At 60.8% G+C, this 17,482-nt stretch carries 8 protein-coding genes and 4 pseudogenes; 8 read left to right on the plus strand and 4 right to left on the minus strand.

Annotated elements, in window-relative coordinates:
• The 8 genes and pseudogenes from EO156_RS24540 to EO156_RS23630 all read left to right on the plus strand — a co-directional run.
• On the plus strand, positions 1-828 hold an 828-nt coding region (locus EO156_RS24540), incomplete at its 5' end, for an RHS repeat-associated core domain-containing protein (RefSeq protein ID WP_241239510.1).
• Entirely contained in the window at positions 818-1,228 is a 411-nt protein-coding gene (locus EO156_RS23595) for a hypothetical protein (protein WP_124632079.1), read from the plus strand. The genes EO156_RS24540 and EO156_RS23595, both read left to right, overlap by 11 nt.
• Positions 1,229-1,254: 26 nt before the next feature.
• A pseudogene (locus tag EO156_RS24545) lies at positions 1,255-2,178 on the plus strand (RHS repeat-associated core domain-containing protein); the annotation flags it as partial.
• Positions 2,179-2,522: 344 nt separating this feature from the next.
• Positions 2,523-3,902 (plus strand): annotated as a pseudogene (locus EO156_RS23605) (DUF4329 domain-containing protein); the annotation flags it as partial.
• Positions 3,899-4,222, plus strand: coding sequence for a hypothetical protein (locus EO156_RS23610; protein ID WP_078585801.1), 324 nt, complete (start codon positions 3,899-3,901; stop codon positions 4,220-4,222). The pseudogene EO156_RS23605 and the gene EO156_RS23610, both read left to right, overlap by 4 nt.
• Positions 4,223-4,226: 4 nt before the next feature.
• A pseudogene (locus EO156_RS23615) lies at positions 4,227-5,345 on the plus strand (RHS repeat-associated core domain-containing protein); the annotation flags it as partial.
• A gap of 368 nt (positions 5,346-5,713) precedes the next feature.
• Complete coding sequence (locus EO156_RS23620) at positions 5,714-6,172, plus strand: hypothetical protein (protein WP_124632080.1); 459 nt, start codon at positions 5,714-5,716, stop codon at positions 6,170-6,172.
• 399 nt (positions 6,173-6,571) lie between these two features.
• Positions 6,572-6,976 carry a SymE family type I addiction module toxin gene (locus tag EO156_RS23630; protein WP_033482782.1) on the plus strand — a complete coding sequence of 135 codons (405 nt, stop codon included), beginning with the start codon at positions 6,572-6,574 and terminating at the stop codon, positions 6,974-6,976.
• A gap of 215 nt (positions 6,977-7,191) precedes the next feature.
• Here EO156_RS23630 and EO156_RS23635 read toward each other — a convergent pair whose 3' ends face one another.
• The 4 genes and pseudogenes from EO156_RS23635 to EO156_RS23650 form a co-directional block, all read right to left on the minus strand.
• Positions 7,192-9,567, minus strand: coding sequence for a glycoside hydrolase family 127 protein (locus EO156_RS23635; RefSeq protein WP_016850072.1), 2,376 nt, complete (start codon positions 9,565-9,567; stop codon positions 7,192-7,194).
• A 145-nt stretch (positions 9,568-9,712) separates the two neighbouring features.
• Positions 9,713-12,607, minus strand: coding sequence for a TonB-dependent receptor (locus EO156_RS23640; protein WP_016850071.1), 2,895 nt, complete (start codon positions 12,605-12,607; stop codon positions 9,713-9,715).
• A 450-nt stretch (positions 12,608-13,057) separates the two neighbouring features.
• Positions 13,058-15,373: pseudogene (locus EO156_RS23645) on the minus strand (DPP IV N-terminal domain-containing protein).
• Between the two features lie 345 nt (positions 15,374-15,718).
• A complete protein-coding gene (locus EO156_RS23650; protein ID WP_241239511.1) occupies positions 15,719-17,434 on the minus strand; it encodes a family 43 glycosylhydrolase in 1,716 nt (571 codons plus the stop codon).
• Positions 17,435-17,482: the final 48 nt, after the last annotated feature.

Genomic DNA, 17,482 nt, shown 5'->3' on the forward strand with positions numbered 1-17,482 from the left:
AGCAACGGCGCGCCCAAGCAGCAAGCGATCTGGCTGGACGACCTACCGGTCGGCCTGCTGGCCAACGCCAACTCGCTGCACTACATCGAACCCGACCACCTGGGCAGTCCGCGCGTAGTGATCGACCCAACCCGCGATGTGGCTGTATGGACGTGGAGCCTGAAGGGCGAAGCCTTCGGCAACACCGCGCCGAATCAGGATCCGGATGGCGATGGCGCGGCGCTGGTGCTGGATATGCGGTTTCCAGGGCAGCGGTTTGATGTGGCGAGTGGTTTGAATCAGAACTACTTCCGGGACTACGATCCGGCTGCGGGTCGGTATGGGCAAAGTGATCCGATTGGCTTAGGGGGTGGAGTTTCAACTTATGGCTATGTTTACGGATCTCCTCTTAACTCGACAGATCCGCTAGGACTACAAACAACAGTTGATACGTGGTGCAGGCAGCACCCGGTAGAATGTGCAGCGATTTTCGCAATGGGCGCCATTACGACAACTCCTAAAACAGGAAGCATCGCTCTTCCCAAACCCGACACACAAGAGAAATGTAAGACGTGCTCGGACATTTATCCTGAGTACGACGAATGCTCGGAAATGTCACGCTACTATCCGTATGCATCATCTGCCCACTCACTCCTTGACTTTCCGAGAGGTAGCAGAGCTAGACCTGCCACACCTGCAATGGGTGGAATATGCTCAATGAAGGGGGTACATCAGACGGTATTCCTAAATGGCGCGTACATGGGGTCTATATTTTCTTGCAGATGCTGCACAAATACCGGCGGCGGACCAGTGATTAGTGAAATATGGGGAAATAACCGTGGCCGCTAATAACTTACTTGACGAAGTTAAAATGATAGCAACTAAACTATCGCCAGATTTGAAACTATTTAAAATAAGAAATAAAGATGGGATTTTGCAACTAGGATTTAGTGATCCCAATTCATTTGCGACTGCAGTCGTGGCCGCAAGCGGAGCAAATATTAAAGCAGGAATTACTGGGACCTTCCTGAAAGGCGAAATCTTCCCATCAATTGAAAATTGCATAATTGAACTATATTTAGATCATGAATGCAAGGACATTAGATTAATATTTTTTTTATACGAAATAATTCAAATAGAACTCGAAAATAAAATAATCACGCCTGCTGAATTTGAGAAATACAGAAAAAATTTAAAGGTTCACGAGTTAGCTTTAGATACTCAGCCCCCCGCTACCTTTGACCAATGACGCCCACACATAGGGCCATTGCGTCGGCGATTACCATGAACTACCGCTACAACGGCCGCGGCGAGCAGGTGCGCCGCTTCCTCGGCACCACCAACACCTACACGATATTTGATGAAGCCGGCCACTGGCTAGCCGACTACGACAGCGACGGCGCGCCCAAGCAGCAAGCGATCTGGCTAGATGACCTACCAGTCGGTCTGCTGGCCAACGCAAGCAAACTGCACTACATCGAACCCGATCACCTGGGCAGCCCGCGCGTGGTGATCGACCCCACCCGCGATGTCGCAGTGTGGACGTGGAGCCTGAAGGGCGAAGCCTTCGGCAACACCGCGCCGAACCAAGATCCTGATGGGGATGGTGCGGCGCTGGTGTTGGATATGCGGTTTCCGGGGCAGCGCTTCGATGCGGCGAGTGGGTTAAATCAGAACTACTTCCGAGACTATGAGGCTGCTATCGGGCGATATGGGGAGAGTGATCCGATTGGGTTAGGAGGCGGGCTAAATTCTTACGCTTACGGTAGTTCCAACCCACTAAGCAATGTAGATCCTAGCGGACTACAAGCTATTCCTCTCCCGATCCCTCTACCCGTTGTGACACCAGGGCTAGGGCAAGCAGAAAATGGCATGGAAGACGCTGGCGGACCTCGTCTACCAGAGCCAACTGCCGTAGGAATTTTGAGCGGAATTTATCAGATCTCTAAAATAGCGCCCGGATTCTCTTTACTCGATCAGTCGTTGAGTATCGCAAACGCACTATGCCCTGAAAACGCCGATTTCTGTAATCAGCGATACAAGGCCGAACTGGCAACCTGCAGAGCACTTGGGCGAGCAGAGAGAGCTGGGCGCATTCAGAAAGGAAGCGCAGCCCGGTGCTACGGCTCAGCAGAAGAACGTTTAAATGCATGTTTAAATAATCGTCCCGAGCCCCCCTTTCATGGCTGGCCACAATAAAGGAAAATTATGTTCGAAGAATATCGACACATTGTCTATTTCGTATCAAGAAATGACGAGTCTTTCCTCAGAATTGATAGGCTACTGAATAACGGAAGAACTGACTTCTATACTGAAATAAAAGTTCCTGAATCTATCAGTGGCGACCCCTGGAAGTCATTTGATACAGTTTCCGAATCTCTTGGAAAATCAATTTGCATTGACAATCCATCTTTGAGGCGAGAGCTCGGCATAGATAGCGATTAATAAAATTATTAAAAACATATCGGACCCATTAACCAACTACTGGTGATTTTAAAAGGGTCATGAGCATCACATTCATCTGCCAGCATCATCCTGACCAGCGCCCGCAAGCAATCCAGGACACCCGCCCGGGTGGGCTAGACGTGGGCTTCGGCTTCGACCCGGTTGGCAACCTCACCGCGCTGACGCCCGCTGGTAATTCCACGCCGGAGATTGGCCTGGGCTACGACACGCTGGGCCGCCTCACCGGCTTCAAGGACGGCACCACCGGCACGCTGATCGACGGCTACAGCGCTGATGCCACCGGCAACCGCCTCAGCGCCAAGGTCGGCACCACCACGCAGGTCTATAGCTACCCGACCGACAGCCACCGCCTCAGCGCCGTCGCCGGTGTCGCTCGGACCTATGATGCCACCGGCAACACCATCGCCATCGGCGGCACCGTCCGCCAATACACCTACGACACCAGCGGCCGCATGGCCCAGGCCCGCCGCGCTGGCGCGGTGACCATGAACTACCGCTACAACGGTAAAGGCGAACAGGTGCGCCGCTTCCTCGGCACCACCAACACCTACACGCTCTTTGATGAAGCCGGCCACCGGCTAGGCGACTACGACAGCAACGGCGCGCCCAAGCAGCAAGCGATCTGGCTAGATGACCTACCAGTCGGTCTGCTGGCCAACGCAAACAAACTGCACTACATCGAACCCGATCACCTGGGCAGCCCGCGCGTGGTGATCGACCCAACGCGAGATGTGGCGGTATGGACATGGAGCCTGAAGGGCGAAGCCTTCGGCAACACCGCGCCGAATCAGGATCCGGATGGCGATGGTGCGGCGCTGGTGTTGGATATGCGCTTCCCGGGGCAGCGGTTTGATGCGGCGAGTGGGTTGAATCAGAACTACTTCCGGGACTATGAAGCGGCTACCGGGCGGTATGGGCAGAGTGATCCGATTGGATTTCGCGGAGGGATCGGCACCTACGTATATGGCCGATCAAGCCCATTCCGTTGGTCGGACAAACTTGGCCTGCTTCCGGGTGATTGTTACAGGACAGAAAATTTGGCAGCAGCTCAGGCGCTTAAAGACATCCTGCCGACGTCGATAAAGGAAGACTTGGAATACGGCGGCTGGGTATATCAAAAATCGAACGGGTACTACAGTTACACAGCGCCACGTCGCGGGCTGACCTCTTCAGTGAATCCTGGCCCGCGGCCAGATGGAGCAACTGGCGCGTACCACACGCACGGAGATGTAACTCCCGGCTATGTGGGGGAAGCGTTCTCAAAGGCTGACACAAGAGTACCCTATGGAGATGCCGCCTACTTAGGAACACCCTCGGGCAAGTTATTGAGATTTTCCACTTCAGGCTCGCCTTACAGTGATCTCCCTGACGCGATTTCGAGCTCTGGCTGTGGATGTGACGGCAACAACAATAAGCTCCTGGAATTTCTCAGCAATGCATTAGGATGGCAATTATGAAATTCAAATTCTTCATGCTATTTTTATCTTTATTCTTAGCCGGCGTTTCTGGCGACGAACCCAATGATGCAAAAACCATTAAAGCGATTGAAGTAGCGAGCAAAGATTTTCAAAATCGAATAATAGAAATGTACCCACCCAGCGGCGATTACTCGCCGCTGCGAAACCTCGACTCTTATTCGATGGGAATTGCCAAAACACCCTCAAAAATAATAGTCGTTTTTTTAGTGGATAAGCGCTTAGGAATTATAGGTGGCGGCGGAGAATACACGCTAAGCAAAAAGAACTCGGAAATCATAAGCTTTAAGGGGTATGAATAAGTTCTTTCCGGACAGGGCCCTCGTCGATTACGTGCACAACGCCCAGGGCCAGATCACAAAGGTCGACGTGATCCCTGCCGGCGGCAGCCGTCAGCTAATGCTGGGCAATGCGACCTACTACCCGTTCGGCCCCGCTGCCGGTTGGACCTACGACAATGGCCGCACCCTCGCCGGCCAGTACGATCTGGACTACCGCCCGCAGGCCATCCAGGACACCCGCCCGGGCGGGCTGGACGTGGGCTTCGGCTTCGACCCGGCCGGCAACCTCACCGCGCTGACGCCCGCAGGCAATCCCACGCCGGAGATCGGCCTGGGCTACGACACCCTGGGCCGCCTCACAGCGCTCAAGGACGGCCGCACCGGCACGCTGATCGACGGCTACAGCGTTGACGCCACCGGCAACCGCCTCAGCGCCAAGGTCGGCACGGCCACGCAGGCCTACACCTACCCCACCGACAGCCATCGTCTCAGTGCCGTGGCAGGCGTCGCCCGCAGTTACGATGCCACCGGCAACACCACCGCCATCGGCGGCATCGCCCGCCAATACACCTACGACACCACCGGCCGCATGGCCCAGGCCCGCCGCGCCGGCGCGGTGACCATGAACTACCGCTACAACGGTAAAGGCGAACAGGTGCGCCGCTTCCTCGGCACCACCAACACCTATACGCTCTACGATGAAGCCGGCCACTGGCTGGGAGACTACGACAGCAACGGCGCGCCCAAGCAGCAAGCGATCTGGCTGGACGACCTACCGGTCGGCCTGCTGGCCAACGCCAACTCGCTGCACTACATCGAACCCGACCACCTGGGCAGCCCGCGCGCGGTGATCGACCCAACCCGCGATGTGGCGGTGTGGACGTGGAGCTTGAAGGGCGAAGCCTTCGGCAACACCGCACCGAATCAGGATGCTGACGCCGATGGTGCGGCACTGGTGTTGGATATGCGCTTCCCGGGGCAGCGGTTTGATGCAGGGAGTGGGTTGAATCAGAACTACTTCAGGGACTATGAAGCAGCTACTGGGCGGTATGGGCAAAGTGATCCGGTTGGTCAAATCGGCGGGTTAGCGACCTATGGATATTCTTATGCATCGCCACTCATTTACTTTGACCCAAATGGCTTAAACCCTGCAGTAGGCTGTTTTATCGGCGCATGGGCAGGACCAGTCGGTTGCGGCGTGGGTGCAGCTATCGGCGCGGCAGTGGCTGTCGCCGCCGTCATGAGCATGCCGGGCGATACACATAACGTGGCGATGCCCATTACCCAGGAGTCACGGGGTAAGAGTGATCAAGTAGTACTACCTCCGGTTAACCCGGGACGGGATTGTGATGGCAACTGCATGCCCTGCCCCAAAGGCGCAAGATGGTTTGTTAATAAGCCCGGCCATGGTCACAACAATGGATACTGGCACGTCATAAATTACAATCAAGACCCTCGAACCTGCATGTGCTACCCAGATCGCCCAAGCGGTGGACTCCAAGGATTTTGACTGTGAAAGATGTTACCTCAAGAATGGAAACTTTCCGCAAAGCCGCCTGCCATAATTGGAACAACTACCTAATGCCAGGTGAAAATATCCTGCAACTAGACGTTGAGCAATCTTTCGAAATTATTGAGAGGGAGCTTTTGAGATGCTTAGTACTCAGTGATATGGAGGACGCCGCAGATAAATATAGGACGAAAGCAATTGATTGCTTAGCAGTTCACTTAATAGAAGATCCCAGTGAAGGTCCAGCATATAAATCGGCCTTTTCTGACGAAGGGAACACCCGCTGGGACGAGCTAAACCCAGCAGACCTAGGTAAATCGCTTGAACTTAGGTTTTATGATTTTTTCGACTGGAATCATTACAGCTTAATAAATTACGAATTTGTTCGCGCAGTAGACGTTTCGGGCGAAAAGCGTTTTTTAATTCCTACAAATCTATGTAGATTCAGTCTGATTGAATAATAAATTCATATGCAATTGGAACCAATTCTCCGTTCTTGGAAATCACTCACCTATAAGAATCCAGCTCTAGTTGACACACCTATCATTTCGATGGCAACCTCCGCCTCAAGGAGCGTAGAAACTCCTCTCATAGCGGCACCCACCTCCGTCAAAACGGTGGGTTTTTTGTGCCTGCTTGCAGGCGCAAGCCGACGCGATGCCTGCGTCGGGAGGGCGGCTAATACAACACTCCTTCGGGAGGAATACGCCCGCCGGCTATGAGCGGTTTCTAACCTCCCGACATTCCGTCGCCGGCCGGCGACGGTGCCTGTTCTTCGAAGGAGGCGTTGTCATGACAGATGCATCGGTATTGCAGGTTGGTGGGCGTCGTCGCCCCGTGATGCTGGCGGAGGTGAGGCGATGAGCCGGGCGCAGTCTCCAACCGCCAAGCGGTCCAAATCAAATACCAAGCGCGCCGCTTCCGCCAAGCGAGCAGCTACGCCGGTAAAGGACACGCAGCCCATGCGGCTGGTGCCGTCACCCACGTTCGATGTGGACAACCTCGCCTTCGACCGTCGCCACAGGCCTCCCGTGGACGATCTGCCGCCGCGGCCACCGCGCAAAGCGCGCACACCCACGCGCTGCACGGTGGGCTATGCGTTCTACGATGCAGCGCCGGGCCGGCCGCACAGCCAGCGGATTCCCAGCTTGCGCATGCGCGGGCTGTGGCTGGAGCAGTTGGGGTTTGCGGTTGGGTGCAAGCTGCAGATCACTGCGCGTAATGGCGAACTGGTGGTGACGGTGGCGGAAGATTCCATACGGTGAAGCTGAAAGGCGAGTCTCTGTGCGACTGGAACGCCGCTAGGCTTCGCCCCGTACCCTCACCCCAACCCCTCTCCCGAGGGGAGAGGGGCTTTGTTTTGCGCGCCAGAAGGTTCATGCGAAATTGCTGTGCGCTTTGGCTTTGCCGTCTGGTAGTAGACCTTCCCCCCTCTACAAGACACGTTGCAGCAAGATCGACAGCGCGCTGACTTCGGCATTCACGCCGACTCCAACACCCAACACCCAAACGCAGGCCCGGCCGAGTAGCCTTTCTCCGGTTCGATACGAATCTTCAAGGTGGCGCGGCCGGCCACTGCTGCCGGCAAAACGTAATCCACATCGACGAAATCCAGGCCGCGGTTGCCGTCCAGGCGTTCGTTGGCGATGAGTTCGCCGTCGGCGAGGATGCGGAAGCGGCGGCGGGTTTCGTCGCCCCAGTAGCGCAGGCGCAGGATGCGGGCCTGGGCGGTATTGCGCAGGGTGAAGGCCATGAAGCCGCCGGTACGCACGTCGCGGCCGGGCCGGCGGCGGTAGCTGAGCGGGTTGGAATTTTCCCCCTGCAGTGCATGCGCCTTTTCGGAGGCTTCATCGCCCAACGCGATGCGATCGAGTGCGCGGGTGTCGAGTGCGTCTTGCTTCGCCTCTGCTGCCGCCTGTTCGGCCTGGCGTTGTTGCCATGCGGCGGCGTCGCGGTGTTCCAGGTAGACCGCGCTGCGGCGGTCGAACTGGGCGTAGAACGGCGAAAACTGCCACTGCTGCGCGCCATCGGTGTAAACGAAGGCTGGCTTGCCCGGCGCTGGCTGCAGGCGTTGCAGAACTTCCTGGCCGCCGATCAATGCCGGGGTCTTGCCCGACCACGGCTTGGCGGCATCTCCCAGATCCACGGCGAGCACCAGCGGGCCGCGCAGCACCGAGACCCAGGCGGGATCGTCCGGGGTGGATTCCAGGCGCAGCGGCATATCGAACGACAGGCTCAGGGTATCGCCGGGCTGCCAGACGCGCGTGATGCGTAGATAGCCATCGCTGGCGCTGCCATCGACAGGTTGGCCATTGAGTTGCAGGTGCGGTTGTTGCGCCCAACCCGGCACGCGCAGTGCGAGCGTGCGTTGCGCTGGCGGCGCGCCATCGATGCGCAGCGAGGCGCTGCCCTGCTCCGGCAAGGCGCTGTGCAAGGTCATGTTTAGCCCGGCGGCGTCGCGCACCGTGGAGGGCACGTATAAGTTGACATAGACGCCCTGCCCGTCCTGCCAGTAGATGGAATCGCCGAACTGCGCGTGCGCTTCCATGCCGCTGCCGACGCAGCACCAGAAATCGTCGAACGGCGACGACCAACCACGCGCTTCGCCGGCCAGCAGCGGCGTCATGTAGGTAAACATGCCGGTGCGTGGATGCTGCTGTGCCATCACATGGTTGAGCAGCGTGCGCTCGTAGTAATCGAACAGCTCCGCCTGCGGGCCCCATTGATACAGGTGGCGGGTGAGCTTGAGCATGTTGTAGCTGGCGCAATGCTCGCAAGTCTGTTCGGTAAGGAATTTCGAGATGCTGTCCGGCTGCTGAAAATATTCGCGGTCGCCGTTGCCGCCGATCACATAGGTGTGGTGGTCGGCGACGGTGTGCCAGAAGAAGCGCGCTGCGGCGCCCGATGCGGCATCGCCGGTGACTTCGTACTCGCGCGCCAAACCGATCAGTTTGGGGATATTGGTATTGGAATGCTGGTGCGCCAGTTCGTCGCGCTGGGCGATCAACGGGTCGAGCACGGCGTGATGATGCAGGCGCTGCGCCAGTGCCAGCCACTGCGCATCGCCGGTTTGCACATGCAGTTCGACGAACGATTCGTTGAGGCCGCCGAATTCGCACGACAGCACCTTTTGCAATTGTGCGTCGTCGAGCGCAGCGAAGACGCCCTGCAGGTAACCGGCCAGAGCCACCGCCACCTGCAGCGCTTGCGCGTTATCGCAATGCGCATGCACGTCGAGCAGTCCGGCGAACAATTTGTGCCAGGTGTACAGCGGCGCCCAGCTGCCGTTGAGATAGAACGGCGCCGGGTCGATCTTGCCGCGCTTGAGCTCGTCGAAGACCGCGCGCCCGCTCTCGATCTGCCCGGCTGCGTTCTTGCGTGTGAAGCCGGCCACATAGCCATCGCCGGCATGCGCCTGGCAGCGCGCCAATTCGCTGACCAGATACCCGGTGCGCGTGCGGCATTGCGTATCGCCGGTTTGCGCGTGCATCAGTGCCAGCGCACTGAGATAGTGGCCGAGCGTATGCCCGGCGATGGTGTCCGCTTCCCAACCGCCATAGGCTGGCGCCTTCGGGTCGAGGCCGGCGTACAGCACGAAGTTGTGCAACAGCCGGTCCGGCTGCAGCCGCATCAGGTAGCGCCGATTGGTGTGCAGCGCATCCAGGAACAACGATGGCGTGAGCCGGACCTGGGCAAGCGGCACCGCGCGCACGCTGCCCGGTTGCGCAGCGTTGGCCTGGGCCGGAAAGCGTAGGAAGCCTGCAGCAACTGCCAGGCTGCTCCAGGCCAGAAAGCGCCGCCGCGACACCGATGGCGTGTGGTTGCAGGTCGGTTCGGGTGCATGCGTTTCCGTCATGGGATCACCTTAACTCCTGAAAGCGCGCACGCATGCGCGCGTGGTCGCGACAACGTGATCGCAGCTCCCCTGGCAACGCTAGCCGTGGCATGGCATCTGCGCGACCGATCGCACCCGGCCGCGCAGCGCCGCAACAACGGCGCACTCAGAACTTCACCGTCGCACGTGCCCAATAGAAGCGGCCGAGCAGATCGTAGGTGGCCACGTCGGTGTTCGCATTTCCCACGTTGTTGGAGTAATACAACGGCGGCTGCTTGTTGGCGATGTTGTCCACACCAACTTCGAAGCGCGTATGCCATGGCTCCACGTTGTAGCCAAGCTGCAGATTGTTGTAGACGTAGGCGCCGATATTGCGTACCACCGTCGGTTCGCTGGCATCGGCCGACAGGCTCTGGTCCGGATCCGAATTGCCGATGGCGGTATGCCCCACATAACGGATGCGCCAGGTGGCGCTCCAGTCGTCCAGTGCCCAGCTGACCGTACCCAGTGCGCGCCAGCGCGGGAAATTGCCGTAGGCCTGGGTGTAGCGGCCCACGTTGTGGATGGTGACCGAGCTGGGGTCGGTGGTGTCTGGCAGCACGTCGTAACGGGTGAGATAGGTGCCGTTGAGGCCGGCGGTGACATTGCCCCATGCCATTGCAGGCAAGCGGTAGGTCAGGTTGAAGTCCATGCCCTTGGCCCATAGCTTGCCCAGATTGACGGTGGGCTCGGCGATGTAATTGATGGTGCCGTTGCCGTTGCGATGGATCAATGCGCAGAACGCGCTGGCCGAGTTGGCGAAGCATTGATTCAGCACCGTCTGCGCCGACACCGTGGTGATGGTGTCTTCCAGGTCGATACGCCACCAGTCCGCGCTCAGCGACAGGCCGTCGATCCATTGCGGGTCGTAGACGAAGCCGACGTCGTAGGACCTGCCGGTTTCCGGCTTGAGCTGGTAGCCCGCCACTGCCGCGCCGGAGACCTTGCCCGACACCTGCCCGTCCGATTGCTGGTAGCTGCCATCGGTGGGCACATTGGCACAGGCCACCGTGTTGCCGCCGGTGTAGCCGTTGCACGGGTCGTTGACGGTGGCCGCGTCGCCGGCCACGCCGGCATACAGCTCGTTGATGTTGGGTGCGCGAAATACCTGCGAGACGGTGCCGCGCAACAACAGGTTTTCGATGGGGCGGTATTCCAGCGACAGCTTGCTATTGGTCTTGCTGCCCACCGAGCTGTAGTCGGAAAAGCGCGTGCCCACGGTGATGTTCAGCGCATTGATGCCGGGCAGATCCTTGAGCAGCGGGAACAGCGCTTCGGCATAGGCCTCCTTGACATCGAAGCTGCCGCTCAAGGTGGAAGAACAGAATTCGATTACGCCGCACAGCCCGTTTTCATCGCCGGTCCACAGCGGGTCCGAGGCAGTGGTGGAGCGTTCCTTGCGGTACGACATGCCGGCCGCCAGGCTGGCCTCGCCGGCCGGCAACGCGAACAACGTGCCGTTGGCATTGGCCTCGAATTGCTTGACCGTGTACACGCTGGTGACGATGGGGTTGACCACCATGCCCTGCAACGTGTCCAGGTTGGAGCTGTCGTTGAGGTTGAAGAAATTCAACGGCGTGCAGCCGGCAATCGCTGCGCCTGCGCTGCCGCATTTGACCGTGCCGTCGCTGTCCAGGAACGATGGGCCGATGGCTTGATTGAACGCGGCATAGTCGAGAAAGCCGTTGTTGATCGACTTCTGTTTGACCTTGCCGTAATTGAAGGTGGCATCCCACTGCCAGGAACTGTCGCCGAAGCGGCCGCGCAAGCCGGGGCTGATCTGGAAGTTGTAGGTGTTGTACTGATAGCGGCGATTGCCCAGCACGGTGGCGCGCGTGTTGAGGTCGTTGTAGGAGGTGCCGGTGCTGCGATCGGTGCCGAAATTGACGCCGAACGGGTTGTAGTAACTCTGCGCCGACACCAGGATGTTGTCGCCATTGGAGAAGATCGGAATCGGCGCAATGATCGATGCCGATTCGGTTTTACTGAACCAGGTGTTGACGTAGCCCTCGACGCTGTCGCTGAAGCGGTACGTGCCCAGCAAAAAAGCGTTGGTGCGTTTTTGCGGGGTCTGCAACAGGTTGAATGGCTGGTAGTTGTACGAGTCTGCGCTGGCGTTGTAACAATGGAAATCGCCCGGGCCGGCGCGGCCGCTGACACCGCTGTTGAGGGTGACGCGCCCGCAGCCATTGGATTGTGCAAGCAACTGCGATTGATCCGACCCATCATTGAAGTTGACCGAGCCGGTGGGCGTGGCGGAGGAGCCCTGCTTCACCGGTTGGCCATTGGTCAGGGCGAGCGCGTTCTTGGAGTAATCGCGCGCCGCTGCCGAGACGGCATCGATGTTGTGATACGACAGGCCGCCGATCAGGCTGCCGCGCTCCCAGGTCCTGCCGGCGGTCAAGGTGAAGTTGCGGCGGTTGCCATCGCCTTCGCTGCTGGTGCCGAAGTCGCTGCTGAACTGCACGCCGTCGAAGCGCGAGCGCAGGATGAAGTTGACCACCCCGCCGATCGCATCGGAGCCGTACACCGCAGAGGCGCCGTCGCTGAGCACCTCGATGCGTTCGATCATGCTGGAAGGAATGGCGTTGACGTCGTTGTAAGCCAGGCGGATGCCGTTGACCAGCACCAACGTGCGCTTGTCGCCCAGGCCGCGCAGCGAGATCGCCGAGGCGCCGGTGCCGCCGCCGTTGTTGGTATAGGGATTGGTGGCATTGCCGGCGATGGATGGCAATTCCTGCAGCAGATCGCCCACGGTCGCCTTGCCGGTGGCAGCGATCTGTTCCTGGCTCACGGTGACCACCGGATTGGCGGTTTCGGTATCCACGCGACGCAGGCGCGAGCCGGTGACGACCACGCTGTCCAGCGTCTGCGTCGCATCGCCACCAGCAGCCTGCTGCGCAGACACCGGCGCAACGGCACCTGCCGACAGCGCCAGCAACAGCGCGGTAGTGAGCATGCTCGGTAACGGCCGCGTGGTGGCGCTGATCGTGCGGGAGAGAGGCAACGGCAACATCGGCATGCAGGGCTCCTGAGTGTTACGAAAGACAAACCGTGGGCAATACCTGCCCGTGCCGGCGTACAGCGGCGCAGGGCGACATAGGTGGCAGACGCACGCTGCAGCGAAACCGCTGGCAACGGTCGTGTTGCAGACACGCAGACAACATGCGACGCAGGCGACCGAACAGTCGCGCAGCAACGCGTGTTGCAGGAAGGTAGTGCATTCCACACTGGATGCGCTTATGCGCTCCAGTTTTCATCAGTTGGTCACAATGTGCCTGTGCGCAGACGCTACGTCTTGTCGCATTTGGCGAACGCGCATGCGGAAAACAGCATGGTTCGCAACTGAACGATCATGCCTGGCGGCATGAGCGCGCTCGAGCCCGCACGCAATGCGCACGGCTGTGCGCGATTGCAGTGCGGATGAAGCCGACAAGGATTCGCGACGGATGCCACCCGCAGCGCACGTGCATCACGGCGCCGGCGCGGCTGGCGCGGCTGCGGTGCGATTCCACTCCGGCGTTGGCGCTTGCTGCATCCAGCGCAGGAAGAAATCCAGCAGGCGGCGCCTGCCGTAGTCGCCACCGGCACCGTGATCGCCACCCGGCACGACCAGCAGATCGAAGTCCTTGCCGGCCTTGATCAGGCGATCGGCCACCTGGAAGGTGCTGGCCGGGTCGACATTCATGTCCATGTCGCCGGTCACCAGCAACAGATGCCCCTGCAGGCGCGCGGCATTGTCCACGTTCGACGATGCGGCGTACCACGGGCCGACCGGCCAGCCCATCCACTGTTCGTTCCACCAGATCTTGTCCATGCGGTTGTCGTGACACCCTGAATTGGCCACACCCGCCACATAGAACTCCGGATGAAACAGTAGCGCCCCCAACGCGTTCTGCCCGCCCGCCGAGGTACCGTACACACCGACACCGCCGTCGATGTCGTACCACGGGTACTGCGCCGCGGCGGCCTTGTGCCAGGCGATACGATCCGGCAACCCGGCGTCCTTGAGATTGCGCCAGGCCACATCGTGGAAGGCGCGCGAGCGGTTGTTAGTGCCCATGCCATCGATGGACGCCACCGCAAAACCCATCCCGGTGAGCGACGGTGTGGCGGTGGTAAAGCTCTTGGGGACGAACGAGCCCTGCGGGCCGGCATAGATGTCTTCGACGACCCGGTAGCGCTGCTGCGGATCGAGCTGCTGCGGGCGATGGATGACGCCCCAGATCTCGGTCCTGCCATCGCGCCCGGTGGTGTGGAACGGCAGTGGCGCCTGCCATCCTGCGGCCAGCAGGCGGCTCAGGTCGGTGCGCTCCACCGTGCGTGCCAGGCTGCCATCTGCGCTGCGCCGCAGCTCCAGCACCGGGCCCAGATCCACGCGCGAATACAGATCCAGTAGCCACCTTCCATCCGGCGAATAGCGCACCTCATGATCGGCAGCCAGCGGCGTCAAGGCGGTGAGCCCGCGGCCATCCAGGCCGATGCGATAGGCATGGCGATAGTACGGGTCCTCGCCAGGCCGCATGCCCGAGGCGGTGAAGTACACCTGCCCTGCCGCTTCGTCGATGCGATCGAGCTTGCGCACCACCCAGTCGCCCAGCGTGATCTAGCGGATCACCTCGCCGCTGCGCCCGTCGTACAGATACAGGTGCTCCCAGCCATCGCGCTCGGATGCCCACACGATCTGCGCGCCATCGTCCAGGTCCTGGCGTGCGTGCTTGCCGCCGTTTTCATGCTCGCCACTGAGCTCGGAGTATTCGATGAAGGTGGGCGATGTCTCTTCGATCAGCGTGCGCGCGGCGGCCGTCCGCGCGTCGACTTCGATCACCCGGTACAGCTGGTGACCGCGTGCGTTGTATTCGAAGGTGAAGCCGCGGCTGTCCTTCCACCAGACCATCTCGCTCAAGGCAAAGGCATTGGGCAGCAAGGTCATCGCCACCGGATGGGCTGCGTGCGTGGCGACGTCGAACAAGACCGGCTGCATCATCGGCAGCACATCGCCCGGCTTGGGATAGACCTGCTGATGCAACTTCGGCTGCACCTGACCGGCGGGCGCCGACTCGATGTAATAGACCATGCGCGGCGGCGGTGCCTTGACCCGATACGCAGCCAGATGCTGCGAATCCGGGGACCACACCACGCTGTCGAGCGCGTAGTAATCATCCGTGCTGCCATCGTGGCTGAGCACGCTGCGCTCGTGACTGCCGACCGGCGCGATGACCAGATTGCCCTGCTCCACCCAGGCACGCCAGCGGCCATCCGGCGATAACATGGCCTGGCGTTCGCCCTGCTTGAGCGGCAGGCGCATGTCCATCGATTCGGCCGGCAGGTCGCGTTCGGGCAGACGCGCGCAGCGATAGCGCAGCAGATCGCACTGCCAGCCGAGCTTCGCCAACTGGAAGCTCAGGCGCTGCTGTTCCAGGGTGGGCTCGTCAAGCTGCAGTCGCGCTGCGTCGACCGCCTTGGCACCGGCCTGCGTCAATGCTGCGGCCAGCCGCGCGTGATCGAAGGCCAGTGTGTTGCGGCCACTGGCCGCCTCCACCAGGCGGTATTCGATCGCCGGCAGCTGCTTGCTGCGCGCCACCCCACGCCGATAGAGAAAATGCCCGGCATCCACCCACACCGGCGCCGTAGGCTGCCGGTCCACCAGCGAGGCATAGTGATCGGACAAGCCCATTGCCTGCGTGTACTGCGCCGGCGTGGGAGCGGGGAGTGGCGCCGCCGCCACCGGCACGATGTGCGCCAGTGCAAGAGACACGCACCAGATTGGGATGGTGCGTAAGCGCATGGCGGGGATGTGTGGCATCTGTGACCTCACGGAAGGTTTGAGAAGACAGCATGGCGTTGATGGACGATGGCCGAGCCGCTGACTGCAACCGCAGCGACAGACACACACCAAGGACGGTGCGGCAGGCCGCCAGGGAGAGCAGGCGCGCCTGCGGTACGAATGCGAAACCTCACCTGGCCATGCGGGGTCAAGCGCATCAGCGCGACTGAAACACCTAGGACACGTTCGCAGGGCACGCGCGGCCAGTACGCGGAAGCTACTTCGTCAGACCCCAACAGTGCACTCCACCGCCTGCGCACCGTCCGCCATCGTTCCACTGCCGCACGCAGCGCTTGGTCAGCTGCGTCACGGCGCATCGCACCGCTTGCTGTCAGCGACCGTGGCAGATGGCAGGCGTTGTGGCTGGGGGGCCAGCACTTCCCATTCCTGTACTGCCAGCGCGGCGTAGCTGGCAGCACCGCCAGAGGCGTCCATGACCACACGTACGCAACGTGTCGTCACCGGCGCGAACGACACCGCTTCGTCGTGGTCGGGACGCGTGCCATACCGATCGCGCGGCTGCACGGGCTGCCATCGCCCAGCATGACGGTATTCCAGATGCCAACGCGCTGGCGGTGCCACGCCGACATCGGCGCCTGCCGGGTGATCGGCCCAGAACACGATGCGCGTGCGATCCACGGTGATCGGTTGCGCCCAGCTGTATTGCAGCCATTGCTGCGGTGGATTGTTGTCCGTCCAGCTGGCCCACATCTCCGGTGGCAATGGATTGGCCTTGACGACGCCATCGTTGAGCGCGGCGATCCAGTACTGCACCGGAATATCCGGGCCATTGGACGCGGTTGCGTAGGCCGATGGCGCTTGATTGCGCACGGGCGGCGCGGGAGGCGTGGGACGCCGCGTCGGCACCACCGTGCGGATGCTGGCCGGTTGGGTGCTGTCGTCCCATTCCAGTCGGTCGATCGCCACGCTGCGGCGGAAATGCCCGCCGCCCTGCGCATCGGCGGTGTGATACACCAGATACCACTGCCGATGAAATTCGACAATACCCGGATGCGAGGTGGTGGAGGACACCGGCGGCAACACGATGCCGCGGTACGTCCACGGCCCCAGCGGTGTCGGTGCGCTCGCGTAGGCGATGCAGGCGTGATACAGCGTGGGCGTGCATGGCGAAAGACGTCCGGCATTGTTGGCCGCATACGCCAGGTAGTAGGTGCCGTTGCGCTTGAACAGCCAGGGCGCTTCGAAATAACCGTCCAGCGTGTCCACCAGGACCGGCGCGCCCTTGAAAGTGACCATGTCGCGCTGCAGCTCCACGCCGTACAACGCGCCGAAGGTACCCCAATACAGATACACCCGCCCATCGTCGTCGACCATCACGGTCGGATCGATGTTCTGGATGTCGTTGCGGCCCGGCACCGATTGCGAGACCACCGGACCTTGCGGGTGCGCATCGGTCCACGGGCCGAGCGGACTGTCGGCCACCGCCACGCCGATCGCGAATGGGTCGGCATTGGGCGAATCGCGCTGCTGCACCGGCGCATACAGGTAATAGCGCCCATCCGGGCCCTGCACGATCTGGGACGCGTAGGCATACCGCTTGTCTGCCCAGGCAAAGACCTGCCGGGGCCGCAGCAGATCGCGGTAGTGGGTCCAGTCGCCGCTGGCCGGATCGCTGCTGACGAACAGTTGCCAGCCAGGCATGACGAACGCATTGAGATTGGGAGCCGGGGTGTCGCGGCCGGCAATGATGTACAGCTTGCCATCGGCCACCAGCGGCGCAGGGTCGGCGGAATATTCGCTGCCATCGGCGAGGATGGGGTTGCCGGGTGCGTGCAGCCGTGTTCCCTGCGGCGGCTGCATGGCACAGGCCAGAACGCTGGCCAGCAACAACCCGCAGGCCAACACCGGCAACCGTGAGAACGTACGCATCATGGCGCTGCCGCCTTGATCTGGATCACCAGCGGCACCGACACGTGACCGGTAGGTGCACGCCCCTGCGCCGTGCCGGTGAGCTGGATCTCGCCAGGCTGTGCGTAACGCGCAGGCTGCAAGGTGGGCCATTGCACCGGCAAGCGTTCACGCGAGCCGTCGTTGTATTGCACCGTCACG

It is taken from the genome of Xanthomonas sp. DAR33341, assembly GCF_003992815.1.
In the GTDB taxonomy this organism is placed as follows: Bacteria; Pseudomonadota; Gammaproteobacteria; order Xanthomonadales; family Xanthomonadaceae; genus Xanthomonas; species Xanthomonas cissicola.

Excerpts from the sequence above, each read along its gene's own strand:
- EO156_RS23635 (WP_016850072.1), bottom strand. The coding sequence starts at position 9,567 with ATGACGGAAACGCATGCACCCGAACCGACCTGCAACCACACGCCATCG.
- EO156_RS23630 (WP_033482782.1), top strand. The coding sequence starts at position 6,572 with ATGAGCCGGGCGCAGTCTCCAACCGCCAAGCGGTCCAAATCAAATACC.
- EO156_RS23610 (WP_078585801.1), top strand. The coding sequence starts at position 3,899 with ATGAAATTCAAATTCTTCATGCTATTTTTATCTTTATTCTTAGCCGGC.
- EO156_RS23640 (WP_016850071.1), bottom strand. The coding sequence starts at position 12,607 with ATGCCGATGTTGCCGTTGCCTCTCTCCCGCACGATCAGCGCCACCACG.
- EO156_RS23650 (WP_241239511.1), bottom strand. The coding sequence starts at position 17,434 with ATGGCCCACCTTGCAGCCTGCGCGTTACGCACAGCCTGGCGAGATCCA.